The sequence below is a fragment of the Aquitalea sp. ASV15 genome (genome assembly GCF_016429115.1).
Taxonomy (GTDB): domain Bacteria; phylum Pseudomonadota; class Gammaproteobacteria; order Burkholderiales; family Chromobacteriaceae; genus Aquitalea; species Aquitalea magnusonii.
This window is the reverse complement of the sequence record NZ_JAELTZ010000018.1, coordinates 19464-45029: the sequence shown is the minus strand read 5'-3', so window position 1 is coordinate 45029 and position 25566 is coordinate 19464. Positions and strand designations below refer to the sequence as shown.

Genomic DNA, 25566 nt, shown 5'->3' with positions numbered 1-25566 from the left:
GAGACTCAATGAAATGTGCTACAGGCTACAGCAGGGAATCAGATGGCAATTCTAGCAGTTTTTACCTGCCACATAGCCGGATGACCACGCCCACTGAAAGTTATACCCACCCAGCCAGCCGGTAACATCCACCACCTCGCCGATAAAATACAAACCCGGCACCTCCCTTGCCTCCATGGTCTTGGAGGACAGGGCCTTGGTGGACACGCCACCACGCGTGACTTCCGCCTTCTTGTAACCCTGGGTGCCATTGGGCTTGATACGCCAGTGGTGCAGCTGTTCGGCCAGTTGCAACCGTTTCTTCGGCGTCAGCTCCTTCAGCCGTACAAGGCAGCCCTGCCGCGCCAGCCAAGCCTCGGCAAAACGCTTGGGCCAGCCCAGCTCTGCCAGCGCATTGCTGAGCAGTTGCTCACTGCCCTGCCGCTCCTCCAGAAATGCCAGCGCATCACAATCAGGCAGCAGATTGAGCACCACCTCCATGCCCGGCTCCCAATAGGAAGAAATCTGCAAAATGGCTGGCCCGGACAGCCCCTTGTGGGTGAACAGCACCTGCTCGCGGAAGCGCCCCTTGCCGGCCCGCACCTCCACATCCAGCGACACCCCGGCCAGGGGAGCAAAGGCTGCCGCATCGTCAACATGAAAGGTCAATGGCACCAGCGCTGGGCTCAAACCAGTCACCGGCAGACCGAACTGTTCGGCAATGCGATAACCCAGTGGCGAAGCACCAATTTGCGGAATGGACAAACCGCCGGTGGCCACTACCAGCGACCTTGCCTCAAAGCATCCCAAGGAAGTATCCAGTACAAAGCCACCCGCAGCGCCGCTGCTGACCGTCTTCACGGTCACGCCCATGCGCCGCTCCACTCCACCCTGGGTGCATTCTGCATCCAGCATGTCGATGATTTGCTGGCTGGAATCATCACAGAACAGCTGGCCCAGTTTTTTCTCGTGGTAAGCAATGCCGTGCTTTTCCACCAATGCCAGAAAATCACGCGGGCCGAACTGGGCCAATGCCGAGCGGCAAAAATGGGCATTTTCTGATAGATAACACTCGGGCCGGGCCGCATTATTGGTGAAGTTACAGCGACCACCACCAGAGATGCGGATTTTCTCCGCCAGCTTTTCGGCATGATCCAGCAACAAAACCTGCCGTCCATTCTGGCCCGCGACAGCGGCACACATCATGCCGGCGGCTCCGGCACCCAGCACGATGACGTCAAATGACTTATTCATTTTCTTACTTTACTTATTTAGTCAACTATTGGCGATTAACAGGCGATTCCAGTACACTTGGGCATACCGCATCCCACTAGATTCGGCTTACGCAATTCTGCAAGCCCAATTCTCAACAAGGAGAGCATGATGGAACACAAACTGCCGGAACTGCCATACGCACTGGATGCGCTGGCCCCCCACATCTCCAAGGAAACCCTGGAATATCACTACGGCAAGCATCATCAGACCTACGTCACCAACCTGAACAACCTGATCAAGGGTAGCGAGTTCGAAAACGCTTCGCTGGAAGAAATCGTCAAGAAATCTTCCGGTGGCATTTTCAATAACGCCGCTCAGGTATGGAACCACAACTTCTACTGGTTCGGCCTGGCACCCAATGCCGGTGGCGAACCGACCGGCGCGCTGGCTGATGCCATCAACGCCAAATGGGGTTCCTTTGAAGAGTTCAAGAAGGCCTTTACCCAGACTGCCATTGGCACCTTCGGCTCCGGCTGGGCCTGGCTGGTCAAGAACAGCGACGGCTCGCTGGATCTGGTTTCCACCAGCAACGCCGCCACTCCGCTGACCACCGACAAGACCCCGCTGCTGACCTGTGATGTATGGGAGCACGCCTACTACATCGACTACCGCAACAGCCGTCCGAACTACCTGGACAGCTTCTGGAAGCTGGTGAACTGGGATTTTGCTGCCAAGAACTTCGCTGCCTAAGCAGACTTGAGTTCTGAACAAGGGCCTAACGGCCCTTTTTTATTGTCCGGCACCAGCGCGACAAACAAAAAAAGCCGACCATAAGGTCGGCTTTTTCGTAAGCCAATTACTGCTCGCTCTGATCATTAAGCTGTTGCTTACCCATCTTGATCGGATATTTCTGGCGCAAGGTCTCCAGATAGCTACCAAGCTGATTACGCGCCGACATTTGTTCCATCGCCGCGGCCAACTGGGCTCGCTCCGCATCATTCACCGGGGCTCCAGCAGCAACGCTGGCAATCTGATAGATGGCATAGTCACCGTTGTCGTGCTTGCTACCCGCAAAGGCCGGCAGCGGACTGGCCGCCACGGCGAATACTGCCCGCACATCAGCAGTCGGCAGCGCCCCCGGGTTACGACGCGAAACAGCCTGCAGCTCACCCCACTTGGGCGCATCCACCGCCTTGCCTGCCTTCAGCTGTGCCAGCAAGGCCTGACCTTGCTTCTCGGCCAGCTTGGCACCTTCGGTCGCAATCAGTTCAGCCTTGATCTGCTCACGAACTTCGGCCAATGTTTGCTGGCGTGCCGGCTGATGATCAGCCACGCGCACTACCAGCAGGTTGCCGCCACCGATATCCACCGGTTCGCTGTTGTGCTTCTTTTTCAGTACATCATCACTGAAAGCAGCATCCAGTACCTTGGCATTGGCCAGGGCCGGATCGGCAGGTTTCTTGTCACGGGACAACCAGTCGGAATGCTTGATCTCCAGCTTCAGCGCATCCTGCACACCCTTGAGCGAGTCAGCCTGCTGGTAAGCCACTTCGGCCAGCTTGTCCGACATGCTGCGCAATTGGCCTGCGGCCTTCTGCTGCTTGAGCTTGGCTTCAACCGCGCTTTTCACTGCAGCGAAATCAGGCTGCTTGATCTCGTCCAGCTTGATGATGTGATAGCCGAATTCGGTTTCCACCACCTCGCTGATCTTGCCCGGCTGCATGCGGAACACCACATCATCAAACGGCTTCACCATCACGCCATGCGCGAAAAAGCCCAGATCGCCACCATTGGCTGCCGAGCCGGGGTCCTGTGACTTGGCCTTGGCAATGTCAGCAAACTTGGACGGATCGGCACGCAATTGCTTGAGCAAGGCTTCTGCTTCTGCCTTGACCTTGGCCTTGTCAGCCGGCTTGGCATCCTTGGGAACAGTCAGCAGGATGTGCGAGGCGCGGCGTTCTTCTCCTGCCAGTTCGGCCTTGTGCTGTTCGTAATACTGTTTGACCTCGGCATCGCTTACCGCCAGGCCAGCAGCCACCGCTTGCGGCGATAGCACGACGTAGTCGAGCTTGACCGCTTCCGCACTGCGGAAACGCTTGGCATTGGCATCGTAAAATGCCTGCAGCGCCTTGTCATCGGTCTTCACCTGGGCGGCAAAATCGGCGGGCTTGAGCAAGAGCAGGCGAACCTGGCGCTCTTCAGCCATCAGGCTGCCCAGACGCTCCACCATGCTGCGCGAAACAAAGCCGGTACCGGCAAAATTATTGATCTGGTTTTGCAACATGATGTCGCGGCTGATCTTGGCTTCAAAAGCCTCAGGCGACATATTGCGCGCGGCAAGGAACTCCTTGTAGCGCGCCGCACTGAACTGGCCGTTTTCCTGCAACTCCGTGATGCCGGCAATCACCTTGCGCAATTGCTCAGGCGTGACCACGGCTCCGCCATCGTGCGCGGCGGCCAGCAGCAGGTTCTGGCGGATCAGGTCGTCCATGGCTTGCTGGCGGGTTGCCGCATCGCTGGGCTGCCCTTCCAGAAGCCGGTCCAGATCACGCTTGTAGATCTTGGCCGAGCCAACCTTGGCCAGATAAGGATCTTCCACGGCTGAGGAGTAGCTACCCACACCAAAGCCGACAAAAGTCAGCGCTACCGCACCCAGAATGACTTGAATGGCAATTTTATTATTCTGAACAAAATCGAACATGGCGATATCGGCGCAAGCCACCCCATTGGTAAAAAAAAAGGTGAACGACTGAATACGTTCACCTTTTCTGTAGATTCTGGCGGAGTGGACGGGACTCGAACCCGCGACCCCCGGCGTGACAGGCCGGTATTCTAACCAACTGAACTACCACTCCAAACTGTGGTGGGCGTTGACGGAGTCGAACCGCCGACATTCTGCTTGTAAGGCAGACGCTCTACCAACTGAGCTAAACGCCCGCTATAAAACCTCGCCGTTATCGCTAACGACAAGGTTGCAAATTATAGCGCGTCTTTCAGTGCTTTGCCAGCACGGAACTTCGGAGAACGTGCAGCCGGGATCTTGATGGTTTCGCCAGTCTTCGGGTTGCGACCGCTGCGTTCAGCGCGCTCGCCAACATAGAATGTACCAAAACCTACCAAAGTCACGGTATCGCCCTTTTTCAGAGCATCGGTAACAGCGGCAACCATACCATCCAGTGCCTTGGCAGCTGCAGCTTTGGAAATATCGGCTTCAGCGGCGATTGCATCAATCAGTTCAGACTTGTTCACGTAAGTCCCCTTTCGTCGTTCTTCGGTCTACGTAATTCGGATAAAAACCGCTTGCTTTATAGCAAGGCTAAAATCCTTGTGTCAAGCGGCTTCCAGCGGAATATTGCCATTTCGCAAACCCTGCTGGAAAGCGCTAGCGGCCCGGTAAATTCACTACTGCTGCAACATACTGATTTTAATGCGTCATTACGGATACACCGGCCGCACCTTCCGGCGCAGGGTGCAACTCGTCCGGCTTGGCTTCTTCAGGCAAAGGCTCAGGCTGGCGTTCCAGCGCCAGAGCCAGCACCTCGTCGATCCACTTCACAGGATGAATTTCCAGCTTCTGCTTGATGTTGGCGGGAATGTCCACCAGATCCTTGGCATTGCCATGCGGGATAAGCACATGCTTGATTCCGCCGCGATGCGCAGCAAGCAGTTTTTCCTTCAGGCCGCCAATCGGCAGAACCTCGCCGCGCAGGGTGATTTCACCCGTCATGGCAACGTCAGAGCGTACCGGAATTCCCGCCAGAACGGAAACTATCGCGGTCGTCATGGCGATCCCCGCACTCGGTCCATCCTTGGGTGTCGCACCCTCCGGCACGTGTATGTGCATGTCATGTTTTTCATGGAAATCGGCTTTGATTCCCAAAGTGCGCGAACGACTGCGCACCACACTCATTGCCGCAGTAATCGACTCCTGCATCACCTCACCCAGCTGACCGGTGCGGATGATATTGCCCTTGCCCGGCAGCGACACGGCTTCGATGGTCAGCAATTCGCCACCCACCTCGGTCCACGCCAGCCCGGTCACCTGGCCGATACGGTTTTCCTGCTCGGCCACGCCGTAATCAAAACGGTGCACACCCAGGTACTTGTCCAGGTTCTTGGCAGTAACCGTGACCTTGGCCGCCTTGTTCTTGCCCAGCAAGGTAGAGGTCACCACTTTGCGGCAGATCTTGGCAATTTCGCGATCCAGGCTACGCACACCAGCCTCACGGGTGTAGTAACGCACGATGTCACGCAGCGCCGATTCCTGCAGCACCAGCTCACCCTCCTGCACGCCATTCGCCTTGATCTGCTTGGGCACCAGGTATTTCAGGGCAATATTGACCTTTTCGTCTTCGGTGTAACCGGCCAGACGAATGATTTCCATCCGGTCCAGCAAGGCATGCGGGATGTTCAGCGAATTGGCGGTAGCCACGAACATGACATCCGACAGGTCGTACTCTACCTCGGCATAGTGATCGACAAAGGAGTGATTCTGCTCCGGATCCAGCACTTCCAGCAAGGCGGATGACGGGTCGCCGCGGAAATCGGCCCCCATCTTGTCTACCTCATCCAACAGGAACAGCGGATTCTTCACGCCGACCTTGCTCATGTTCTGCAAGACCTTGCCGGGCATGGAGCCGATATAGGTGCGACGATGACCGCGAATTTCCGATTCGTCACGCACGCCACCCAGTGCCATACGCACGAACTTGCGGTTGGTAGCACGGGCGATGGACTGCCCCAGGGAGGTCTTACCCACCCCCGGCGGCCCGACCAGGCAGAGAATCGGCGCCTTGAGCTTGTCCACGCGCTGCTGCACCGCCAGATACTCGAGAATGCGTTCCTTGACCTTTTCCAGGCCAAAGTGATCCTCATCCAGCACTGCCTCGGCATTACCAACATCCTTGTTGATCTTGGTTTTCTTCTTCCAGGGCAGCTCGAGCAGGGTGTCGATGTAATTGCGCACCACAGTGGCTTCCGCCGACATCGGCGACATCATCTTGAGCTTTTTCAGCTCGGCACTGACCTTGTCCTTGGCTTCCTTGGGCATGCCGGCCAGGCGTATTTTCTTTTCCAGCTCGTCCAGGTCGCTGACTTCATCAATATCACCCAGCTCTTTCTGGATGGCCTTGACCTGTTCGTTCAGGTAGTACTCGCGCTGGCTCTTTTCCATCTGGCGCTTGACGCGGCCGCGGATGCGCTTTTCCACCTGCAGAATGTCGATCTCGCCCTCCAGCTGGGACAGCAGGTGTTCCAGACGCGCGCGCACGTCGAACATCTCCAGCACTTCCTGCTTTTGTTCCAGCTTGAGCGGCAGATGCGCCACGATGGTGTCGGCCATGCGGCCGGCACGCTCGATACCGGCCAGCGAGGTCATGACCTCGGGCGGGATCTTCTTGTTGAGTTTGACGTATTGTTCAAACTGCGCCAGCAGGGCACGACGCATGGCTTCGGACTCGGTGGAGTCTTCGCCATCCGCGGCCAGCGGCGTGATGGTGCCGACAAAGCAGCCACCATCTTCAGCCACCTGGCTGATCAGCGCACGCTGGCGCCCTTCGACCAGGACCTTGACCGTGCCGTCAGGCAGCTTGAGCATTTGCAGGACAGAGGCAATGGTGCCGACGCCATACAGGTCATCGGCCTCAGGTTCGTCCTTGGAAGCCGAGCGCTGGGCGACCAGCAGCACCTGCTTGCCTTCATCCATGGCGCTTTCCAGTGCACGGATCGACTTGGCTCTTCCGACAAACAGCGGAATGACCATATGGGGGAAAACAACCACATCCCGAAGCGGGAGCAAGGGCAATGTGGTTTCTTCGCGGAGTTCTGCGGGTTGGGGCATATCACCTAACCTTGCGTACGTGAAACAATGCATGAAAGATGGGGCATGCACGCTGAAAATCAACACCCCATACTAAATCAGTTTGGCGACAACACAAAAGAAAAACCGCCCATGACGGGCGGTTTTCCATCACAGCCGAAAAGCTCAGGCCGACTGGACTTCGTCGCCCTTGTCGCGATAGATGAACAAAGGCTTCTCACCTTTTTCGATAACCTTTTCATCTACCACTACTTTTTCAACATTTTCCATGGACGGCAGTTCGTACATGGTGTCGAGCAGCACACGTTCGAGAATCGAACGCAGACCCCGCGCACCGGTCTTGCGGATCAGCGCCTGCTTGGCGATGACACGCAAGGCTGACGGACGGACTTCCAGCTCCACCGACTCCATCTGGAACAGGCGCTGGTATTGCTTGATCAGCGCATTCTTCGGCTGGGTCAGAATGGTGACCATGGCCTCTTCGTCCAGCTCTTCCAGCGTGGCCACCACCGGCAGACGGCCGATCAGTTCCGGAATCAGGCCGAAGCGGATCAGATCCTCCGGCTCGGCTTCCTTGAACAGGGCCGAGGTCGACTTGCTGTCATCCCGCGAACTGACTTCGGCACCGAAACCAATACCGCCCTTTTCCGAGCGACGACGGATGATCTTTTCCAGACCATCAAATGCGCCACCGCAAATGAACAGGATATTGGTGGTGTCAACCTGGATGAACTCCTGATTGGGGTGCTTGCGCCCACCTTGCGGCGGAATGGAAGCCACCGTACCTTCGATCAGCTTGAGCAGTGCCTGCTGCACGCCCTCGCCCGACACGTCACGCGTGATGGACGGATTCTCCGACTTGCGCGAAATCTTGTCGATTTCATCGATGTAGACAATGCCGCGCTGCGCCTTTTCCACATCGTAGTCACATTTCTGCAGCAGCTTCTGGATGATGTGCTCGACATCTTCCCCCACATAACCGGCTTCGGTCAGCGTGGTGGCATCGGCAATCACAAAAGGCACATCCAGCAGCCGTGCCAGCGACTGTGCCAACAGGGTCTTGCCGGAGCCGGTAGGCCCCACCAGCAGGATGTTGCTCTTGGCCAGCTCGACTTCATCCTTGTCGCCCGCCGGGGTGTACAGCCGCTTGTAGTGGTTGTACACGGCAACGGACAGCGTCTTCTTGGCAAAATCCTGACCGATGATGTACTGGTCCAGATCCGCGCGGATTTCCTGCGGAGTGGGCAGTGCGGTGGCAGTGCCCGTGGCATCGCCGATTTCGCCAACCACCTTTTCCAGTTCTTCGCGAATGATGTCATTGCACAGCTCGACACATTCATTGCAGATAAAGACCTGGGGACCGGCGATCAGACGCTGGACTTCATGCTGGCTCTTGCCGCAGAAAGAGCAATACAGAAGTTTTTCGTTGCTGTTTTTATCAGCCATTAGCTAGTTCCACTGCTTACGCCGTGACATCCTTGCGGGAGCTCAGCACTTTATCAATCAGACCGTACTCGCGGGCTTCTTCGGCGGACATGAAATTGTCGCGCTCGGTATCTGCCTGCAGACGTTCCATGGTCTGGCCGGAATGCTTGGCCAGCAGCTCGTTCATCTTGCCCTTTACCTTCACCAGCTCGCGGGCATGGATTTCGATATCGGTCACCTGGCCGCTCAGACCACCACCATACAGCAGGGGCTGGTGAATCATCACGCGGCTATTGGTCAGGGCAAAACGCTTGCCCGGAGTCCCTGCCGACAGCAGGAAGGCCCCCATGCTGGCTGCCTGACCGATACACAGCGTGGAGATGTCCGGCTTGATGAAGTTCATCGTGTCGTAAATGGACATGCCCGCCGTAATCGAGCCACCTGGCGAATTGATGTAGAAGTAGATGTCCTTGTCCGGATTTTCCGACTCGAGGAACAGCATCTGCGCCACAACCAGGTTGGCCGATTCGTCGGTGACGGGCCCTACCAGGAACACGATACGCTCCTTCAGCAGTCGCGAGTAGATGTCATAGGCACGTTCGCCACGACCACTCTGCTCCACTACCATGGGCACCAGGCCCAGCCCTTGCGGTTCAATCATCGATTTCATCGACCAACTCCGTTTGTGTCGTTATCAGGCGTTGCTACCCATCAGGGCATCAAAGGACAATTCTTCTACTTCAACCTTGGCCTTGGACAGAACGAATTCCACCACATTGTCTTCCAGCACCATGGAGGTCGGGCCTTCCAGACGGTCGGCGCTGGCGTAGTACCAGGTCAGCACTTCTTCCGGATGCTCATAGCTGTCGGCGAATTCTTCGATCATCGCCTTCACTTGTTCCGGCTTGGCTTCCAGCTTGTTGGCGTCAACCACTTCAGCCAGGATCAGGCCCAGGGCCACGCGGCGTTCTGCTTGCTGGGCAAACAGTTCCGGCGGGAAAGGCATGTCTTTGACATTCATGCCACGTTGCTGCATGTCACGCTGTGCCTGCTCGATCAGACGGCCGATTTCCAGCTGCACCAGTGCCTTGGGCAGGGTGATTTCGGTGGCATCCAGCAGGGTCTGCATTACGGCTTCCTTGGTGCGGGCCTGCAGACGGCGCTTCACTTCACGCTCGACGTTCTTGCGAATTTCGGCGCGCATTTTTTCCACGTCGCCATCGGCAATGCCCAGCTGCTTGGCGAACTCTTCGTTCACTTCCGGCAGGGTCGCTTCGGCAACATTCTTCACGGTGATTTCGAATACGGCGGTTTTGCCGGCCACGTCCTTGCCATGGTAGTCAGCCGGGAAGGAGACTTCCACGTTCTTGACTTCGCCTTCCTTCATGCCGGTCACGCCGGTTTCGAAGTCGGCCAGCATCTGGCCCTGGCCCAATACAAAGGGGAAGTTCTCGGAGGAACCACCATCGAACAGCACGCCATCGATGCTGCCCTTGAAGTCGATGATCACGCGGTCGCCTTCGGCGGCAGCGCGCTCAACACGGTTGTAACGGGTACGCTGCTTGCGCAGGATGTCGATGGTCTTGTCGATTTCGACATCGGTCACCGGGGTGGTCGGCTTTTTGACTTCCTTGTCGGCCAGTTCGCCAACCTTGACTTCCGGGTAAACCTCGAAGGTCGCGGCAAACTTGAAATTCTCGACATCGCCTTCGGCCGCTACCGGCTCGAAACGCGGATAGCCGGCAACGCGCAGCTTCTGTTCGCTGACTGCACTGTAAAAACCTTGCTGAACCTGCTCACCCAGCACTTCTTCGCGTACCTGGGCACCGTAGTTTGCTTCAACGATTTTCAGCGGAGCCTTGCCCGGGCGGAAACCTTGAATCTTGGCAGTACGTGCCACGCGCTTCAGGCGCTCGGTGACTTGGGCATCAATGGCAGCCATCGGCAGAGCGATGTTCATGCGGCGCTCAAGATTGCTCAACGTTTCCAGTTGTACTTGCATGTTCAATCCTTAACTAGTCATCTGAATACGAGTTCGGCCTTTGCGCGAACATTTCGTATTTTGGAAAACAGGTGAAACCCTTGGGAGGCTTCGGCTCTATATGGGGCCACAAGCCCCGGCTACAAGTGCAAGCCCTGCTGTGCGCGCGCAGCAACGATCAGGCCCGCATCCCATTGCGAAAACGCGCAGTATAACATGCACCCTGTTTTTGTATGCAGGCGAATCGCGGCGCAAAGGCTTGCCCATGCAGGGTCATGTCAATGGCCAATACCGCAGCAGGCGGACTCTTTATACGGACCATGACAGGTCACCAAAGCAATCACAGTGATTTTCCGGTTTTTCGCTATGCTGAATAAAAAGACGATGAATAATCTGGATGAGCCGCCATGGGCCTACCCCATCAAACGACCACGCCCAAGCCACCCATTGCCCTCACCCTGGCGTGGCGCTGGATCACTGCGGGCGTGGATCCCGCACTGAACGGCACACTGCGGCGGCGGCAATACATTACCAATGCAGTTCCTGCGCTGGTGCTGTTGATGGTGCTGTTTTACTACCTGCTGTTTCTCGTGCTGGGCAATGGCGAGCTGGCCCGATCCTGCCTGCAAGACATGCCCATCCCCGCCGCCGGTGTGGCGTGGTTCCGCTGGCGCCAGGCTTGCGGCCAGCCGCCTCATTATTGGAAAGCCTGCTTTATCTGCCAGACCACGGTGCTGGCGGGCATTCTTGGCGGACAGGGCACACTGTTCGGCTCGCACTTTTATTTCCTGCTGTTTTTCCTGACTGCGCCACTCATCGTCCCCATCAGCGATCGCCGCGGCATGACCATCGTCTGCGCAATCTGCCTGGGGTGGTTTTCCTTTTTCCAATTCATGCAGTGGCCCGCCACGCCAAGCGTGCAGACCCTCGGCCCCACGGTGATCAGCCTATTGAATCTGGGGGTGCTGCTGTCGGGCTCCATCATTCTGTTTGTCGCCCTGCTGGCTGGCGAACATTTTTCTGATGCGCTGGTCAACCGCATCCAGCTGATGGCCAGCACCGACATGCTGACCGGTCTGGCCAACAGGCGTGCCTTTTATTCCAGGCTGGCGCAATTGCAATTCCGCCACCAGCTGGACCAGCACCCGTTCTGCCTGGCCATGCTGGATATCGATTTTTTCAAGCGCATCAATGACAACTACGGCCACGACACCGGCGACAAGGTGCTGTGCCACATTGCCAAGCTGCTGCAACACCAGGTACGTGCACAAGACCTGGTATGCCGCATTGGCGGCGAGGAGTTTGCCATCCTGCTGCCCGACACCAGCATGGAGCAGGCTTTCATCATGTGCGAAGCGATCCGCAATACGATTGCCAGCTCGCCACTGGCCCATGGCGCCCGTGCGCTGCACGCCACCGTCAGCCTGGGGCTGGCCCAGTGGCAGAGCGGCGACAGCGAACAAGCATTTTTAGCCGCCACCGACAAAGCGCTTTATGCCGCCAAACATGCCGGGCGCAACGGGGTTCAGCAACGCCGTCAGACTGCGCCGGCAGTCTAGCCAGGGATGGCGGGGTGACTCTAGCGGCATTCAGCCTGTAATCCATGCGCGGTGGCTTTAGTGCGGATGATGCCCGGCAGGTGGTGCAGTGGCTGAATCCGCTGGGCGTGGATCTGATCGAGCTGTCCGGGGGCAGCTACGAAGCCCCGGCCATGCACGGCCAGACGCGTGATGGCCGCACCCTGGCGGGGGAAGCCTACTTTCTGGAATTCGCCCGCGATATTGCAGGCGTTGCCAGCATGCCCATCATGGTCACCGGAGAGGTATCCGCCGCTATCCGGTAGTCGAACCGGTATTGCAAAGCAGCGAGTGCAGGGTTGCGGCCAGCAAGCGTAGCGGCGAAAGGTCGGCAGCTGACGCAGGGTGCACCAGATAATAGCCATACTCCCCGCTACACCACTGGGGAAATGGCATGACCAAGGCGCCCTGCCCCAGCTGATCCTGAAATAATCGCGGGTCAGCCAAGGCAATACCATAACCCTGTGTGGCGGCATTCACCGCAGCGTCCAGAGAGTCGAAATACAGCTGCTGCCCCGGCATGGGGCCTGTCGCATAGGCTTGCCACCAGGCTTGCCATTCTTGCTGGCTACCATTGGCGTGGATCAGCCGCTGCTGCGCCAGCTCAGCGGGCTGCGGCAGATCCATCGACAGCTCGGCACTGCACATCGGGGTGAGCTGCTCGGCAAACAGCAGCTCCGACCTCAAGCCTGGCCATTGCCCATGTCCCCGCACAATCATGGCATCAAAATCACCGGTGCCAAACTCTGGCTTATCGATCACCGTGGTGCTGATTTCCAGCTGGATAGCCGGCAGGCAGCGCTGGATGGCCGCAAGGCGGGGCAGGAACCAGCGCAAGGCAAAGGTGGAAGGCAAACGCAGCCGGATCCGGTCCGGCTGCTGCGGCGAATGGCAGGAGAAACCGCTCAAGCTCCCCAGTGCCTTGTTCGCCACCACATACAGGCGTTCGCCATACGGGGTCATGCTCATGCCACTGGGTGTGCGCTGGAATAGCGGCTGCTGATAAAACTGTTCCAGCTGTTGAATCTGTCGACTGACCGCCCCCTGGGTACGACACAGTTGCCGGGCGGCACGGGTGAGGCTGCCCAGCTTCGCCACCGCGACAAAGGCTTGCAATCCCATCATGGACGGCAAGGGCCGCGTCAAGGTGGCCAGGGGGTATGCATGCTCTGCATCCCCCTCTTCAGAATTAGTCGATATGCCGCTCACGATCATCCTTGCTAAGGTCTGGCTTCCAATGAGAAACAGGTGAAACCGATGTCTGACGCAGAAGCGAAGCAGTTTGCCGGCAAACTGCAAGAGTACTTGCAACAACTGGAAGAGGGCAATGTAGACGGTGTTGTCGCCTTGTTTGCCACCGATGCCCGCATCTACTCGCCCTTGCTGGGCTGGGTCAGTCCAAGGCCGTTTTACGCGAAACTGGCCGACGCATCCGGCAACAGCCGCATTACCTTGCTGGATATTTTCCACAGCACGCAAGGCAAGCACTCCGCCAATGCCTACTTCCGCTACGACTGGGTATTGCGTGATGGCAGCAAGGTCTGTTTCGATTGCATCGATGTCTTTGACTTCAATGCGCAAGGCCTGATTGAAAAGCTGGTCATCATTTACGATACACATCAAATCCGTGCTGATTTGGGCGACCGGTTTGTTTAGCGCACATTGCAGACCCGCTTGCTTAATCTGGCCAGCCAGCCCATCCAGCCAATCAGGGAAGTCATTACAAAAAACCGGCTGCGTCATCCTCCGCAGCAGCCAATTCAGGCAGATGCGCTGATTGCCCCCGCGGTCTGCGGCATTGGCAGCCATGGCGGGTCGGCTGCCTGCCAGTTTTAGTCGGCATATTGCCGGCGTACCAGCTCGCCCAGTCGTACCAGCCTGGCCTGCTGGGCCTCGGTCCAGGGCTCGGCACACGACAGCCGCAGGCAGTGGCGGTAGTCGCCACGTGGCGAAAACAGCGGGCCGGGTGCCAGGCCTATCCCTTCCTGCCGCGCTTGCTGATGCAGGGCCAGGCTGTCGAAGCCCTGCGGGAACACCAGCCACAGGGCAAAACCACCCTGTGGCGGCGTGTATTGCACGTCTGCCGGAAAATGTTGCGCCAAGCCCTGCAACAAACCTTGCATCTGACTGGCGATGGCACGGCGCAAGCGCCGCATGTGACGCGGATAGGCACCGCTTGCAAGAAAACGCGCCAGCACCGCCTGATTGAGGGTGGGCGTGGAATGGGTGCTCAGGTATTTCTGCACCTCCACCTGGCTGCGATAGCGGCCAGGATCTATCCAGCCTATGCGCAGGCCGGGTGCCACATCCTTGGTGAGCGAGGCGCAGTACAGCACATTGCCGCTGCGATCGAAGGCCTTGATGGGGCGTGGCCGCTGCCGGCCATAGTAGAACTCGCCGTAGACATCATCCTCGATCAGCGGGATACCGCGCGCCGCCAGCATGTCGGCCACCTTTTCCTTGGCAGCGTCCGGCATCAGCGCGCCGAGTGGATTGGAAAAATTGGGAACCAGAATCACCGCCTTGATGGCAGCATCACGCGTGGCCAGCTCCAGTGCCTCCACCGAAATACCGCTGACCGGGTCGGTAGGAATTTCCACCACGCGCAGGCCCAGCGCCTTGAGCGTGTACAGCAGAGAAAAATAGGCCGGCGACTCCACCGCCACGACATCACCCGGCTGGGTCAGGGCACGCAGAGCCAGATTGAGCGCCTCGATGGTGCCCTGGGTCACAATCAGCTGCTCCGGGTGTAGCTGGCCACCCCACTCCATGGCCAGCCGGGCAATCTGGCGCTTGAAATCCAGATAGCCGCTGGGCCGGCCATAATCGGACAGCAAGTCCGGGTGCCGGCGCATGCAATCCAGCGTGTAGCGCTGCAACTGGGCAACCGGCAACAGGGCATGCGGCGCAACGGCACTGCGAAAGCCCTGCATCCGCTCGGTGCGTTGCTCCGACTGGTCCTCCACATAGCTCCACAGCAGCGGATCGACCGCCACTTCGGTAGGGGCGGCCAGTCGCAGCGCATGTCCGGGCTCGCTGCGATAGCGGACAAAGTAGCCGGACTGCGGCCTGGCTTCCACCAGCCCCAGGTCCTCCAGCCGGCGGAAAGCCTGCTGCACCGTGCTCAGGCTGAGTCCGCGCCGCAGTTTCATCTCGCGCAGGGAAGGCAGACGTTCGCCGGCACGCAGCACGCGGGCGCTGATTTGAGCGGCAATATCATCCGCCAGTTGCAGGTAGAGGGGCTGGGTATCCATGCAGCCATGATAAGGGATTGCCGGCAGCTCACCACGGACAGTTACGCACAAAAACAGGCAGTACAGTTGCCGCAAAACAGCAACTGTCATGGCGATATATCGGCAACTGTGTGGCTACCGGGGACCGTGCTTCACCCTCTAAGCTGTTGTTCATCAACAGCAAGGGAGCAGCAAGATGAGCACACTGATATTGCAGCGTGGCGAACTGATACGTCTGAGCGGTCAACTGCCGCAGTCCTTGCAGGTACAGCAGGGGCGCATCTGGATCAGCTACTGCGGCCAGGATGTTATTCTGGGGCGCGGTACCAGCTGGCAGCCGGGCAAGGCCCGTGGTGAAATCCTGCTACTGGAGGCAGTGGGTGGACCGGTTACATTGGCCCTGCAACTAACCGGGCAGCACAGCCCGCTGCGCTTGGCCAGTTGCAACTAGCCAGACTGGCGGCCAGCCAGGGGGGCTTAGCGGAAATCCAGCCTGGCCTGGCACTGGCAACTGGATCGTCCCGGCATTGGTCGCCATCAGCGGCTGACGGCTGAGCAGGAGGAACCAGTCCATCAATCCGTCCTGCGCCAATGGTGGTTTTGGCGAAAGCCTGCCGTCACCGCCCCCTGCCATCAAGCAGGGTGTTTTTATTTTCAGATCACAGCAAGACAACCAGAAACTGGATGGAAACACCCTCCTCCATCACAGGGAAAGGTGGCGGCAAGGACGTGTCAGATCGGCTGTGAGTTGAGCAGCCCGTGGCAATTAAAGCGCAAACAGTGCCAAAAATCCTGCAAATCAGCGATGACAATAAAAGTGAAGATCAGTACCAAAACGGCCGCGAAGTGACATAGTCGGGCATCCCCGGTTCAGAGTGCAGCAATTCAGCCAGCCTTCTGGCCTTCCCTATTCAAGAAACACTGGAGTACTACGAATGCCCCAGCACCCCAATGCCAGCTTTCACTTCGGCATTCAGGTGGAAACCGCCCAACTGGTGGATGACAAGGTGGTGCTCAGTAGCAATCTGGGCGAAGTGAATACCGACTTCGTCATCTTCTGCACCGGCTTTTGCACCGACTGGGCACAGCGGCCGGAATATGCCCGCATCGCCGGCCATGTGCGGCTGTGGCAGGACCACTACCCCAGCCTGCCCGGCGCGCCGGATCGCTAGCTGGCCGGTTCGCCTTATCTTGGCTCGCCATACCAGTTTCTGGAAAAACAGCCCGGCAGCCTGCCGGGACTGGAGCGGATACATTGCTTCAACTACGCGGCAGCCCTGTCGCAGGGCGCCAGCGCCGGTGATATTCCGCAAGTCAGCGACGGTGCGCAACGGCTGGCTTCCGGCCTGCTTGCCAGCTTACTGGAAGAAGACATCGATCAGCACTATGCCAGGCTGCAGCAATATGCCGAACCGGAGCTGTATGGCAATGAATGGCAGGCGGCCACCACACTGCCGCAGTCATAAGCAAGCGCCAGCGGCTGGCTGAGCACGGCAATCATGAGTACGGGCAGATTCCTCAAGGATCTGCCTGCACTCTCCGCTCCTGCTGCGGCAGCGGCCTGATTCCGATGTCGCCCAGATACTTGCTTAAGGCCGCGCGCCATAGCTGCGGCTGGTGAAAGACAAAGTGCCCGTCGCCGGCAATGGGCGGCAACAGCAGTAACGTGGATTTGCCCCCCGCACTGACAAAAGCATCCTGCGAGGATTGGATGGTATTGGCGGAATAACGGCTATCGTTTTCGGTAAAAATCAGCAAAACCGGTACGTGCGCGGTTTTACTCACCTCGGCAAAGCCATCAATCATCATCTGGTTGCGATATTCCGGCCCGCCGCTGGCCGTCTTGTTCGTGGTGCGCCCGCCAGAAAAATTCACCACGCCGATCACGCCCGGAATATTGATGCCGGCCAGATACATCGCACAATACCCACCGGCAGACTGCCCGGACAGGATAATCCGCCCGGGGTCGATTTCCTTTCTTGATTTCAGATAGTCGATGGCGGGGACAATATCTGCCGATTGCGCCTTGGCCTTGTAGAGTGGCGCGGCATCGTTGATGGAGAAATGATTCTGCAATCCCCCTTCGGAAAGCCCCACGCCCTGGCGTGAGGGAAAGGCCACGGCAATGCCGTGATACAGAAACTCGCGCGCAACGATCATGTCGCGAAAGCGCTGCTTGTCCCGTACATGCGGGCTATCCAGATCCATGTCGCCATGGTTGAACACCAGCAGCGGAAACGGCCCCGTCCCATCCGGAAACAACAGCGTCATTTCCAGCTCGGCATGTCCCAGTACTGCAGGGACGGCATAGTGGACAATTTCCTCGTGCCAGGCTGGCAGCATGTCGCCATGACCTATGTACGCAGCCACCGCCGCGCCATCCAGCCAGCGGGCCACCAGGGCGGCAAACTCATCATCCAGTGCCGCAAGCACATGCTGGCTGCCTTTGCCGCAGCCCGGCTTGAATTCGGTTTGCGGATAACGCGCCTGCACCAGTGCAAAGCCATTGAGCCGGGCCAGGTATTGGGCTTCCGGATAAGGGGCGGCATCACACTGCGCGCCAGGTGCATGAATCAGCAAGACCGGGGTTTTTATGCCATGCCAGTCTTTGGTTCTGGCCTTGAGAAAACCGCCACTGACCACGATGACGCCATGCACACCTTCAAGGCGGGAAACCACATCCAGCACCGGCACGGCCTCGCCGGCAAACAAGCCAAGGCTGACCGGGACGCCCGGATATCTGGTCGTCAGATAATCCAGCACGGCCTGTAAATCGCGGCGCAGCGACAAGGATGGCCGGTTCTCCAGCGCATGGCCTGCAGCGTCGTCCGGCGGGTCGGCAAAGGCCACGGCAATGCCTTTTTGCTCAAGAACTGCGCTTGTCCGTATCCATGGCCCGTTCAGGTCTATGTGCGGCCCACCTGCCGTACTTTTTATCGCAGGCTGACCATTGGGCGAAGGGTAAAGCACGATATGCCTGATTTTCCCGTCGGCTGGCAGATGAATGGCCAGGTTCAGTTTTACCTCGCCAGCCTCGCTTTGGCGGCCAGTACTGACCGGGTCAATCTGCCACGCCAGCGGCCGGGCATTACCGGGCTGGGTTTCCGCGAGGGTTTCCGCCTGTGCCGTCATCGCGGCGACAATCAGCAACAGCGCCAGGAAAACCCTGTGCCAGGCCCGCTGCAACTTCTTGTTGAATACTCCCCTATTGCTAACTGGGCCATCCTGCCAAGCCGACCACACCATGCCCATACCTTATGTACTCAATATGAAAAAGTGAAAAATGTTTCCCGGCGCGCCAATTTCCTGCAGCCCGCCATTTCAGTCATATGGCATAGCATACCCTGACTTGCAGGCTGGTCCGAGTTCATCACCAGAAAGACGATGCGGAGAGGTCAGTAATGGCGCAAATCATTATTCAATTTTCTGATAATGAATGAGTAAATTCTTGTTTATTGGAAATAAGCCTGGCTTGTTATAGTCCTTCCAGACCGCCGGATGGCGGGACGACAAACAAAACAACAGCCAGGAGTACATTGTGAAACGATTTGCCATTGCCGCCCTGCTCGCCACCGTTCTGCCGGGCCTCGCCGCCGCCGAAGACCTGGCCAAAATCAAATCCGCCGGTGTCATCCGCGTGGGTACTGAAGGCACTTACGCCCCGTTTACCTATCACGATGCCAGCGGCAAGCTGGTGGGTTTTGATGTGGAAATTGCCCAGGCCGTAGCCGCCAAGCTGGGCGTGAAAGCCGAATTCATCGAAGGCAAATGGGACGGCCTGATTGCCGGCCTGGATGCCAACCGTTACGACGCCGTGGCCAACGAAGTGTCGATTACCGAAGCGCGCAAGGCCAAGTACGACTTCTCCAACGCCTATATCGCCTCCAAGGCCGCGCTGATCGTCAATGGCAACAGCCCCATCAAGAGCTTTGCCGACCTCAAGGGCAAGAAGTCCGCCAACACCCTGACCAGCAACTTCGGCAAGCTGGCGCAATCCTTCGGTGCAGAAGTCGTTCCGGTACAAGGCTTTAACGATTCGCTGGAACTGCTGGCTTCCGGCCGCGTGGATGCCACCATCAACGACAGCCTGTCCTTCCTGGATTACAAGAAGCACCAGCCCAACTCCAAACTGCGCATTGCCGCCACCGAAAAGGACGCCGACTTCTCCGGCATCATTTTCCGCAAGGGCAACCCGCAGCTGCAGGCCGCCATCAACAAGGCGCTGGCTGACATCAAGGCTGACGGCAGCTATCAGAAAATTTCCTTCAAGTACTTTGGCGAAGACGTGTCGCACTAAGCGCATCCCGCCCCGGACTTGCCAGCTTGCCCCGTCCTACGGGGCAAGTTTTTTTGCACAACACGATAACAATAATGGAGTCGGCACATGCCTGAATGGTTGAAACTGATGGTGGAATCGCTGCCGCCGCTGCTGTATGCCGGGCTGGTATTCACCGTACCGCTTACCCTGCTGTCCTTTGCCTGTGGTTTGTCGCTGGGCTTTGTCACCGCGCTGGTGCGGCTGTATGGCCCCAGGCCGCTGGCAGACGGCTTCCGCTTTTATGTGTGGCTGATTCGCGGCACGCCCTTGCTGGTGCAGCTGTTCCTGATTTTTTACGGCCTGCCCAAGGCCGGCATCGTATTCGACCCGCTGCCGGCAGCCGTTATCGGCTTTTCGCTGAATGTGGGTGCCTATACTTCGGAAGTCATCCGCGCCGCCCTGCTGGCGGTACCGCGCGGCCAGTGGGAAGCCGCCTATTCCATCGGCCTGACCTGGGCCCAGGCCATGCGCCGCACCATCCTGCCGCAGGCCAGCCGCGTGGCCGTGCCGCCCCTGGCCAATACCTTCATCTCGCTGATCAAGGACACCTCGCTGGCCGCGGTGCTGACCGTGCCGGAAATCTTCCAGGCCGCACAGCGCATTGCCTCGGTCACCTATGAACCGCTGATCCTGTATACCGAAACCGCGCTGATCTACCTCGCGTTCAGTTCCGTGCTGTCCGCCGGCCAGCAAAAGCTGGAAGCGCGCTTTGGCCAGCACCTGCACCAGGCCCAGGAGACGAAATGATTCAACTGCATAATATCGACAAGCATTTTGGCAGCCAGCACGTGCTGAAGGACGTGTCGCTGCAAGTGGCACCTGGCCAGGTGACGGCGCTGATCGGCCCCTCCGGCAGTGGCAAGAGCACCCTGCTGCGCTGCATCAACCTGCTGGAGACCCCCAGCGCCGGGCAGATTACCCTGGACGATGCCAGCCTGCAGTTTGGCCATGGCCATGCCCAGCCGGGCCGTCAGGACATTCATCGCCTGCGCCTGCAAACCGGCATGGTGTTCCAGAACTTCCAGCTGTTTCCGCACCGCACCGCGCTGGAAAATGTGATGGAGGGCTTGCTGGTGGTGAAGAAGTGGCCGCGTGCCCAGGCCAAGGCCCGCGCCCGCGAGCTGCTGCAACAAGTGGGCATGGCGCACAAGGCCGATGCCTGGCCCGGCACCCTGTCCGGCGGCCAGCAGCAACGGGTGGCCATCGCCCGCGCCCTGGCCCAGTCCCCCGGCCTGCTGCTGTGTGACGAACCCACCTCGGCACTGGACCCGGAGCTGGCCAGCGAAGTGGTGGCCGTGCTGCGCCAACTGGCTGCCAACAAGATGACCATGCTGATTGCCACCCACGACCTGCGACTGGCCGCCACCCTGGCCGACACCGTGGTGTTTCTGGAAGATGGCCGCATCGTGGAGCAAGGCAGCAGCCGCCAGTTGTTTTTGCAGCCGCAAAACCCGCGTACCGCCAGCTATGTATCCACGCTGAAGGAAGGCCTGCCGGAAGACTGGTAAAACCTGGCACCGCAGGTAAACAAGACAAAGGCGTCCGCCGTGAGGGGACGCCTTTCTTGCGGCTGACCAAGTGATTTGGTGCGCTTGTACCGGACCCGGCAAAGCCGGGCCTTTCGACTCACTGATTGATTCCGCAGCCTTCCCGTCTATTCCCTATCCCCCCGCCCTTTCCCTGAAAGGGAGCCTCGCTTTCTGTCCAGAAAGCGAGAAGAGCCAGGCTGGCATCAGGGAGCAGTGTCAGAACACCGGCACCACCGCACCCTGATAACGCTGGTCGATGAACTGGCGTACATCGTCGGTGGACAGCGCCGCCACCAGTTTTTTCAGCGCCGGGCTGCTGCGGTTGTCCTCGCGCGAGACGATGATATTGGCGTAGGGCGACTGGCTACCTTCGCTGAACAGCGCATCACGCTTGGGTTTCAGCCCGCCTTGCAGCGCGTAGTTGGTATTGATCAGCGCAATGTCCACCTGGTCCAGCACCCGTGGCAGGGTGGCGGCTTCCAGTTCCTTGATCTTGAAATGATGCGGGTTGCTGCTGATGTCACGCGCGCTGGACAGGATGTTGGCCGGATCCTTCAGGCTGATCAGGCCCTGCTTGTGCAGCAGCAGCAAGGCGCGGCCGGTATTGGACGGGTCGTTGGGAATGGCGATGGTGGCACCGTCCGGCAGCTCGCTGACCTTGCGGACCTTGTGCGAGTACGCGCCGAACGGCTCTACGTGAATGGCCGCCACGCTCACCAGCCGGGTGCCCTTGGACTTGTTGAAGCTATCCAGAAAGGGCTGGTGCTGGAAGTAGTTGGCGTCGATTTCCTTGCCGGCCACTGCCAGGTTTTCCTGCAGGCCATTGCTGAACACTTTCACTTTCAACTCAATGCCCTGTTTGGCCAGCGCCGGTTTCACATGTTCCAGAATCTCGGCATGCGGTACCGCTTCGGCACCGATGGTGAGTACTTCGGCGTGGGCGGTAAGGCTGGTAGCCAGGCCGAACAGTGCCAGCCAGAGGGTTGCGCGTTTCATGCATATTCTCCTGCGGAGGTGGGAAGGGAAGCTGCCTGCAATGCTTGCGGGGAAAGCAGGTCGGCATGGTGCCGGACGGCTACCTTGGGATGGGAGCGCAGCCGTCCTTTGAGATAATTGTCACCAATACGGTAAAACAGCGGGTTGTCCGGGTCGGCCTCCGGGCCGCGTGCTTCGGCGGCCAGCGGTGCCGGCAATTGCAGCAACGGAATGGTGGCATCCAGCCGCGGGCCGAGGAAAAAGGCCACGGACAAGCGGTCCTTGCCTTCTGGCGGGCTCAGCACACGATGCACATTGGCCCGCAAATAACCGTCCGATGCCATTTCCAGCGATTCACCGATATTGACGATGAAACTGCCCGGCAATGACGGCGCATCAATCCAGCCCTGCTCGTTTTCCACTTGCAGGCCGTCCTGGCTATCGTCTTGCAGCAACAGGGTGAGGAAGCCGCCGTCCTTGTGCGGCCCCACGCCCTGCCCGGCTGCGCCTTGCTGGCTGCCCGGATAACGGATGATTTTCAGATGCTCAACCGGGGCTTCGACAAAAGCATCGTCGAAAATGTCGACCGGCTGCTGCAGGGCTTCGGCAAAGGCACGCAACAGGCGGATGGAAAGACGGGTGGTTTCCTGCTGCCAGTCCAGCAGCACCGGCTTGAGTTGCGGCAAGGCTGTCGGCCATTGATTGGGGCCTTGCAGACGCCACCACGGGCCCTGCTCTGCCAGGTCGGGCCGCGGAGGGCGCTCGGCGCCGATATCCAGTTGTTCGCGCCAGTCGGCAGCGCCGCGGGTGCGTTCTTCACCGGCACGGGTATAGCCACGGAAATGCGGCGAGTTTTCCATGTCGATGGCCAGCTTGTCGGCTTCCGGCAGGGCAAAGAATGCGCGTGCGGCCTGACGCAGTGCCGTCACCTTGTCAGTGGCAATACCATGGCCGACCAGATAAAAGAAACCGTGATCGCGCGCTGCGCCACGCAGTTGTTGCAGCAGTTGCTGACGTTGTTCGGCGCTGCCATCAAGCAGGCTGAAATCGATGACAGGCAGGGCAAGAGGGCTTGGCATGACAACTCCGTAAAACGGCACGTCCGGGTGCCGGGAAGCTTCACGATATGCCATGCCAATGGTATTGCGAACCAAGAAAAACTGATTTGAATATCAAGCCGTCAGCGCGGCTGACAAGGGCGGTGCCTGCCTGAACAACGGCGTGCCGGTGCCGCCTGGACAAGCAGGATGAATAAAAACGAGCGGTACTGGCTGCGCTGGAATGTGACCGTGACAGCCTGCCCTCAGGCTGCCTCTACACTGCCACCCAGATAGAACTGGTGTACGTCTTCACGCGCAGCCAGCTCGGCCGAACTACCCGACAGTGCCACATGGCCGTTTTCCAGCAGATAGGCCTGATGGCTGTAATGCAAGGCCAGGTTGGCGTTCTGCTCGGCCAGCAAAAAGCTCACCCCTTCCTGCCGGTTCAGCGCCTGCAGTATTTCGAAGATTTCCTCGACGATTTTCGGTGCCAGGCCCATGGATGGCTCATCCAGCAACACCAGCCGTGGTGCAGCCATCAGTGCACGGCCGATGGCCACCATCTGCTGCTCGCCACCCGAGGTATAGCCCGCTTGCGAGCGGCGGCGTTCTTTCAGCCGTGGAAAATACTGGTAGATGCGTTCCAGATCCTGCTGCAAGGCAGCACGGCTGGGCTTGCGCACGAAGGCTCCGGTCAGCAGGTTTTCTTCCACACTCAGGTGGGCAAAGCAATGCCGTCCTTCCAGTACCTGCACCAGCCCGCGCTGCACCAGCTCATGCGGCGCGGTGTGGCTGACATCCTGCCCGGCATAGACAATGCGCCCTTGCTGCAGGCAGCCGCGCTCGGCTGCCACCAGGCCGGCAATGGCCTTGAGGGTGCTGCTCTTGCCTGCCCCATTGGCACCCAGCAAGGCCACGATCTGCCCCTTGTCCACCTGCAAGGAAACACTGCCCACGGCCAGAATGGCCTGGTTGTACACCACCTGAATGCCTTCCACCTGTAGTAAGGGCTGGCTCATGATTCAACTCCGCAATCCGTCAAAAACCGGGTGACAAAAACCCGGCGCAGCAAGCCGCGCCGGGCGTGGACGGGCTCAGGCCATCACGATTCCTTGCTGCAATCGCGCGGGGTGATGCCCTTTTCCTTGGCGTACTTGTGCGAGGAGTCCTCGATGATGGGGCGCAGCAGCTTGCGGTCGGCCTGTACCCACGGCGAAATCACCTTCCACTGCTGGCCGTCCCACTGCTGGAAGCGCACCGCACCGCCGCCTTCGTGGTCGGCGCAACTCAGTTGCAAGGGTTGCAACAGGCCCAGTGCGCCCACTTCCTTCAGCCGCTTGTCGTCAAAGTGCAGGTGCTCGAAGCCCCAGCGCACCTGCTCGCCGGTCAGCGGTTTCTTGCCGAACTTGGCCTGCGCCAGGCGCACGGCTTCCACGTTCAGGATGCCGTTCACCACGCCCAGGTTGTAATACACCGTGCCAAAGCGCTTGGCATCGGCCAGATTGCCCTTGCCGGCATCCAGCACGGTTTTCTTGATGCCTTGCAACACCGGGAACTGGGTGCCGGACGGGTGGGTGGTGATGGAGATGAAACCCTTGGCAGCGGCACCGGCCGGGGCGGCGTCTTCTTCCGAATTACTCCAGATATTGCCGATGATGTGGTCTGCCGGATAACCGGTTTTCTGCGCGGTTTTCAGTGCCACCGGGTTCATCACACCCCAGCCGCGCAGGATTACCCAGTCCGGTTTTTGCTGGCGGATGGTCAGCCACTGCGACTGCTGCTCGTTACCCGGATGCGGCACTTCCAGCGACACCAGCTGGAAGCCGTATTTCTTCGACAGCAGCTCCAGGATGGGGTTGGTTTCCTTGCCATAGGGCGAACCGTGGTAGAGCACGGCAATCTTCTTGCCCTTCAGCTTGGCAAGGCCACCGGATTTCTGGCCGATGTAGTTGATGATGGCCGACACCTCGGAATACGGGTTCAGCTGCAGCGGGAACACATAGGGAAACACGCTGCCGTCGGTGGAGTCGGTACGGCCGTGGTTGATGGTGATCAGCGGCAGCTTGTCGGCGGTGGAGCGCTCCAGCGTGGCATAGGCAATGCCTACCGACAGCGGGTTGGTAGCAGCAGCCGGTGCACCGTTCAGGCCTTTTTTCAGGCGCTCGTAGCACTCCACCCCTTTTTCCACCACGTATTCGGTTTCGCACTCGCTCCAAGTCAGCTTGACGCCGTTGACGCCGCCTTCCTTGATATTCACGTACTGCAGGTAATCGATAAAGCCACCGAAAAAGCCGGTGCCGCCAGCCGCATACGGCCCCACGCGGTAGCTTTGCAGCGGGAAATACTGCTCGCCGCCCGCCTGTGCCGTGGCCGATGCTGCCGCCAGGCCCAAGGCCAGTACGACCGCCCCTTTCAGTGTGTGCAGATGATTTTTCATTATGGGTAAACTCCCTGGTTCAGTAGACGAAACTGCTAA

The 25566-nt window shown here is 58.9% G+C and carries 24 protein-coding genes and 2 tRNA genes; 10 read left to right on the top strand and 16 right to left on the bottom strand.

Annotation, left to right across the window (positions count from 1 at the left end):
• Positions 1–51 precede the first annotated feature (51 nt).
• The gene (locus JHD64_RS10150) at positions 52–1233 is read right to left on the bottom strand and encodes an NAD(P)/FAD-dependent oxidoreductase (protein ID WP_199053168.1); all 1182 of its coding nucleotides are present in this window, start codon (positions 1231–1233) and stop codon (positions 52–54) included.
• A 129-nt stretch (positions 1234–1362) separates the two neighbouring features.
• Between JHD64_RS10150 and sodB the strand changes: the two genes are divergently transcribed.
• Complete coding sequence (gene sodB, locus JHD64_RS10145; RefSeq protein ID WP_059285394.1) at positions 1363–1944, top strand: superoxide dismutase [Fe]; 582 nt, start codon at positions 1363–1365, stop codon at positions 1942–1944.
• Positions 1945–2050: 106 nt separating this feature from the next.
• Here the strand turns inward: sodB and JHD64_RS10140 are convergent, their stop codons facing one another.
• From JHD64_RS10140 to tig, 8 genes are all read right to left on the bottom strand, one after another.
• Positions 2051–3895, bottom strand: a complete 1845-nt coding sequence (locus tag JHD64_RS10140; RefSeq protein WP_059285395.1) for a SurA N-terminal domain-containing protein — start codon at positions 3893–3895, stop codon at positions 2051–2053.
• A gap of 77 nt (positions 3896–3972) precedes the next feature.
• Positions 3973–4049, bottom strand: a tRNA-Asp gene (locus JHD64_RS10135).
• 6 nt (positions 4050–4055) lie between these two features.
• Positions 4056–4131: transfer RNA gene (locus tag JHD64_RS10130), tRNA-Val, on the bottom strand.
• Between the two features lie 42 nt (positions 4132–4173).
• The gene (locus JHD64_RS10125) at positions 4174–4443 is read right to left on the bottom strand and encodes an HU family DNA-binding protein (protein ID WP_043572292.1); all 270 of its coding nucleotides are present in this window, start codon (positions 4441–4443) and stop codon (positions 4174–4176) included.
• Between the two features lie 175 nt (positions 4444–4618).
• Positions 4619–7033 (bottom strand): endopeptidase La, encoded by a 2415-nt coding sequence (lon, locus tag JHD64_RS10120; RefSeq protein WP_199053167.1) that lies wholly within the window; start codon positions 7031–7033, stop codon positions 4619–4621.
• 144 nt (positions 7034–7177) lie between these two features.
• The gene (gene clpX / locus JHD64_RS10115; protein ID WP_059285383.1) at positions 7178–8458 is read right to left on the bottom strand and encodes an ATP-dependent Clp protease ATP-binding subunit ClpX; all 1281 of its coding nucleotides are present in this window, start codon (positions 8456–8458) and stop codon (positions 7178–7180) included.
• 16 nt (positions 8459–8474) lie between these two features.
• Positions 8475–9107 (bottom strand): ATP-dependent Clp endopeptidase proteolytic subunit ClpP, encoded by a 633-nt coding sequence (clpP, locus tag JHD64_RS10110; protein WP_199053166.1) that lies wholly within the window; start codon positions 9105–9107, stop codon positions 8475–8477.
• A gap of 24 nt (positions 9108–9131) precedes the next feature.
• Positions 9132–10439, bottom strand: a complete 1308-nt coding sequence (gene tig / locus JHD64_RS10105) for a trigger factor (RefSeq protein ID WP_059285385.1) — start codon at positions 10437–10439, stop codon at positions 9132–9134.
• A gap of 386 nt (positions 10440–10825) precedes the next feature.
• Between tig and JHD64_RS10100 the strand changes: the two genes are divergently transcribed.
• Positions 10826–11977 carry a GGDEF domain-containing protein gene (locus JHD64_RS10100; RefSeq protein ID WP_059285386.1) on the top strand — a complete coding sequence of 384 codons (1152 nt, stop codon included), beginning with the start codon at positions 10826–10828 and terminating at the stop codon, positions 11975–11977.
• Positions 11978–12021: 44 nt separating this feature from the next.
• Positions 12022–12261 carry a hypothetical protein gene (locus JHD64_RS10095; protein ID WP_199053165.1) on the top strand — a complete coding sequence of 80 codons (240 nt, stop codon included), beginning with the start codon at positions 12022–12024 and terminating at the stop codon, positions 12259–12261.
• Here JHD64_RS10095 and JHD64_RS22485 read toward each other — a convergent pair.
• The gene (locus JHD64_RS22485) at positions 12251–13117 is read right to left on the bottom strand and encodes a LysR substrate-binding domain-containing protein (protein WP_370540948.1); all 867 of its coding nucleotides are present in this window, start codon (positions 13115–13117) and stop codon (positions 12251–12253) included. The genes JHD64_RS10095 and JHD64_RS22485 overlap by 11 nt on opposite strands.
• 135 nt (positions 13118–13252) lie before the next feature.
• Between JHD64_RS22485 and JHD64_RS22480 the strand changes: the two genes are divergently transcribed.
• On the top strand, positions 13253–13651 hold the full coding sequence (locus JHD64_RS22480) for a nuclear transport factor 2 family protein (RefSeq protein ID WP_199053163.1): 399 nt from the start codon (positions 13253–13255) through the stop codon (positions 13649–13651).
• A gap of 176 nt (positions 13652–13827) precedes the next feature.
• Here JHD64_RS22480 and JHD64_RS10080 read toward each other — a convergent pair whose 3' ends face one another.
• Entirely contained in the window at positions 13828–15249 is a 1422-nt protein-coding gene (locus JHD64_RS10080) for a PLP-dependent aminotransferase family protein (protein WP_059285390.1), read from the bottom strand.
• Between the two features lie 175 nt (positions 15250–15424).
• Between JHD64_RS10080 and JHD64_RS10075 the strand changes: the two genes are divergently transcribed.
• Complete coding sequence (locus JHD64_RS10075; RefSeq protein ID WP_199053162.1) at positions 15425–15679, top strand: hypothetical protein; 255 nt, start codon at positions 15425–15427, stop codon at positions 15677–15679.
• A 484-nt stretch (positions 15680–16163) separates the two neighbouring features.
• Positions 16164–16400 (top strand): hypothetical protein, encoded by a 237-nt coding sequence (locus JHD64_RS10070; RefSeq protein WP_199053161.1) that lies wholly within the window; start codon positions 16164–16166, stop codon positions 16398–16400.
• A gap of 346 nt (positions 16401–16746) precedes the next feature.
• Here the strand turns inward: JHD64_RS10070 and JHD64_RS22475 are convergent, their stop codons facing one another.
• Positions 16747–18078: a dienelactone hydrolase family protein gene (locus JHD64_RS22475; protein WP_199053160.1), complete on the bottom strand. Its 1332-nt coding sequence runs from the start codon at positions 18076–18078 to the stop codon at positions 16747–16749.
• A 123-nt stretch (positions 18079–18201) separates the two neighbouring features.
• Here JHD64_RS22475 and JHD64_RS10060 point away from each other — a divergent pair, with 123 nt between their 5' ends.
• From JHD64_RS10060 to JHD64_RS10045, 4 genes are all read left to right on the top strand, one after another.
• Positions 18202–18576 (top strand): hypothetical protein, encoded by a 375-nt coding sequence (locus JHD64_RS10060; protein ID WP_199053159.1) that lies wholly within the window; start codon positions 18202–18204, stop codon positions 18574–18576.
• A 190-nt stretch (positions 18577–18766) separates the two neighbouring features.
• A complete protein-coding gene (locus JHD64_RS10055; protein ID WP_239688579.1) occupies positions 18767–19525 on the top strand; it encodes an amino acid ABC transporter substrate-binding protein in 759 nt (252 codons plus the stop codon).
• An 87-nt stretch (positions 19526–19612) separates the two neighbouring features.
• Complete coding sequence (locus JHD64_RS10050) at positions 19613–20293, top strand: amino acid ABC transporter permease (protein ID WP_110313329.1); 681 nt, start codon at positions 19613–19615, stop codon at positions 20291–20293.
• Positions 20290–21054 (top strand): amino acid ABC transporter ATP-binding protein, encoded by a 765-nt coding sequence (locus tag JHD64_RS10045; protein ID WP_199053158.1) that lies wholly within the window; start codon positions 20290–20292, stop codon positions 21052–21054. Before JHD64_RS10050 ends, JHD64_RS10045 begins: the two co-directional genes overlap by 4 nt.
• Before the next feature lie 237 nt (positions 21055–21291).
• Here JHD64_RS10045 and JHD64_RS10040 read toward each other — a convergent pair whose 3' ends face one another.
• The 4 genes from JHD64_RS10040 to JHD64_RS10025 all read right to left on the bottom strand — a co-directional run bounded on the left by JHD64_RS10040 (position 21292) and on the right by JHD64_RS10025 (position 25527).
• A complete protein-coding gene (locus JHD64_RS10040) occupies positions 21292–22071 on the bottom strand; it encodes a MetQ/NlpA family ABC transporter substrate-binding protein (RefSeq protein WP_199053157.1) in 780 nt (259 codons plus the stop codon).
• On the bottom strand, positions 22068–23129 hold the full coding sequence (locus tag JHD64_RS10035) for an isopenicillin N synthase family oxygenase (protein WP_199053156.1): 1062 nt from the start codon (positions 23127–23129) through the stop codon (positions 22068–22070). The genes JHD64_RS10040 and JHD64_RS10035 overlap by 4 nt, the downstream gene beginning before the upstream one ends.
• A 224-nt stretch (positions 23130–23353) precedes the next feature.
• Positions 23354–24109 (bottom strand): ABC transporter ATP-binding protein, encoded by a 756-nt coding sequence (locus JHD64_RS10030; RefSeq protein WP_199053155.1) that lies wholly within the window; start codon positions 24107–24109, stop codon positions 23354–23356.
• 83 nt (positions 24110–24192) lie between these two features.
• Entirely contained in the window at positions 24193–25527 is a 1335-nt protein-coding gene (locus tag JHD64_RS10025; RefSeq protein WP_199053154.1) for an ABC transporter substrate-binding protein, read from the bottom strand.
• Positions 25528–25566: the final 39 nt, after the last annotated feature.

Coding starts and splice junctions, on each gene's coding strand:
- clpX (WP_059285383.1), bottom strand. CDS start 8,458: ATGGCTGATAAAAACAGCAACGAAAAACTTCTGTATTGCTCTTTCTGC.
- JHD64_RS10080 (WP_059285390.1), bottom strand. CDS start 15,249: ATGGATACCCAGCCCCTCTACCTGCAACTGGCGGATGATATTGCCGCT.
- JHD64_RS22480 (WP_199053163.1), top strand. CDS start 13,253: ATGTCTGACGCAGAAGCGAAGCAGTTTGCCGGCAAACTGCAAGAGTAC.
- JHD64_RS22485 (WP_370540948.1), bottom strand. CDS start 13,117: ATGGGATTGCAAGCCTTTGTCGCGGTGGCGAAGCTGGGCAGCCTCACC.
- JHD64_RS10050 (WP_110313329.1), top strand. CDS start 19,613: ATGCCTGAATGGTTGAAACTGATGGTGGAATCGCTGCCGCCGCTGCTG.
- JHD64_RS10025 (WP_199053154.1), bottom strand. CDS start 25,527: ATGAAAAATCATCTGCACACACTGAAAGGGGCGGTCGTACTGGCCTTG.
- JHD64_RS10040 (WP_199053157.1), bottom strand. CDS start 22,071: ATGAAACGCGCAACCCTCTGGCTGGCACTGTTCGGCCTGGCTACCAGC.
- JHD64_RS10095 (WP_199053165.1), top strand. CDS start 12,022: ATGCGCGGTGGCTTTAGTGCGGATGATGCCCGGCAGGTGGTGCAGTGG.
- clpP (WP_199053166.1), bottom strand. CDS start 9,107: ATGAAATCGATGATTGAACCGCAAGGGCTGGGCCTGGTGCCCATGGTA.
- JHD64_RS10035 (WP_199053156.1), bottom strand. CDS start 23,129: ATGCCAAGCCCTCTTGCCCTGCCTGTCATCGATTTCAGCCTGCTTGAT.
- JHD64_RS10150 (WP_199053168.1), bottom strand. CDS start 1,233: ATGAATAAGTCATTTGACGTCATCGTGCTGGGTGCCGGAGCCGCCGGC.
- JHD64_RS10030 (WP_199053155.1), bottom strand. CDS start 24,109: ATGAGCCAGCCCTTACTACAGGTGGAAGGCATTCAGGTGGTGTACAAC.
- JHD64_RS10100 (WP_059285386.1), top strand. CDS start 10,826: ATGGGCCTACCCCATCAAACGACCACGCCCAAGCCACCCATTGCCCTC.
- sodB (WP_059285394.1), top strand. CDS start 1,363: ATGGAACACAAACTGCCGGAACTGCCATACGCACTGGATGCGCTGGCC.
- JHD64_RS10070 (WP_199053161.1), top strand. CDS start 16,164: ATGCCCCAGCACCCCAATGCCAGCTTTCACTTCGGCATTCAGGTGGAA.
- tig (WP_059285385.1), bottom strand. CDS start 10,439: ATGCAAGTACAACTGGAAACGTTGAGCAATCTTGAGCGCCGCATGAAC.
- JHD64_RS10045 (WP_199053158.1), top strand. CDS start 20,290: ATGATTCAACTGCATAATATCGACAAGCATTTTGGCAGCCAGCACGTG.
- JHD64_RS10060 (WP_199053159.1), top strand. CDS start 18,202: ATGCCTGATTTTCCCGTCGGCTGGCAGATGAATGGCCAGGTTCAGTTT.
- JHD64_RS10140 (WP_059285395.1), bottom strand. CDS start 3,895: ATGTTCGATTTTGTTCAGAATAATAAAATTGCCATTCAAGTCATTCTG.
- JHD64_RS10075 (WP_199053162.1), top strand. CDS start 15,425: ATGAGCACACTGATATTGCAGCGTGGCGAACTGATACGTCTGAGCGGT.
- lon (WP_199053167.1), bottom strand. CDS start 7,033: ATGCCCCAACCCGCAGAACTCCGCGAAGAAACCACATTGCCCTTGCTC.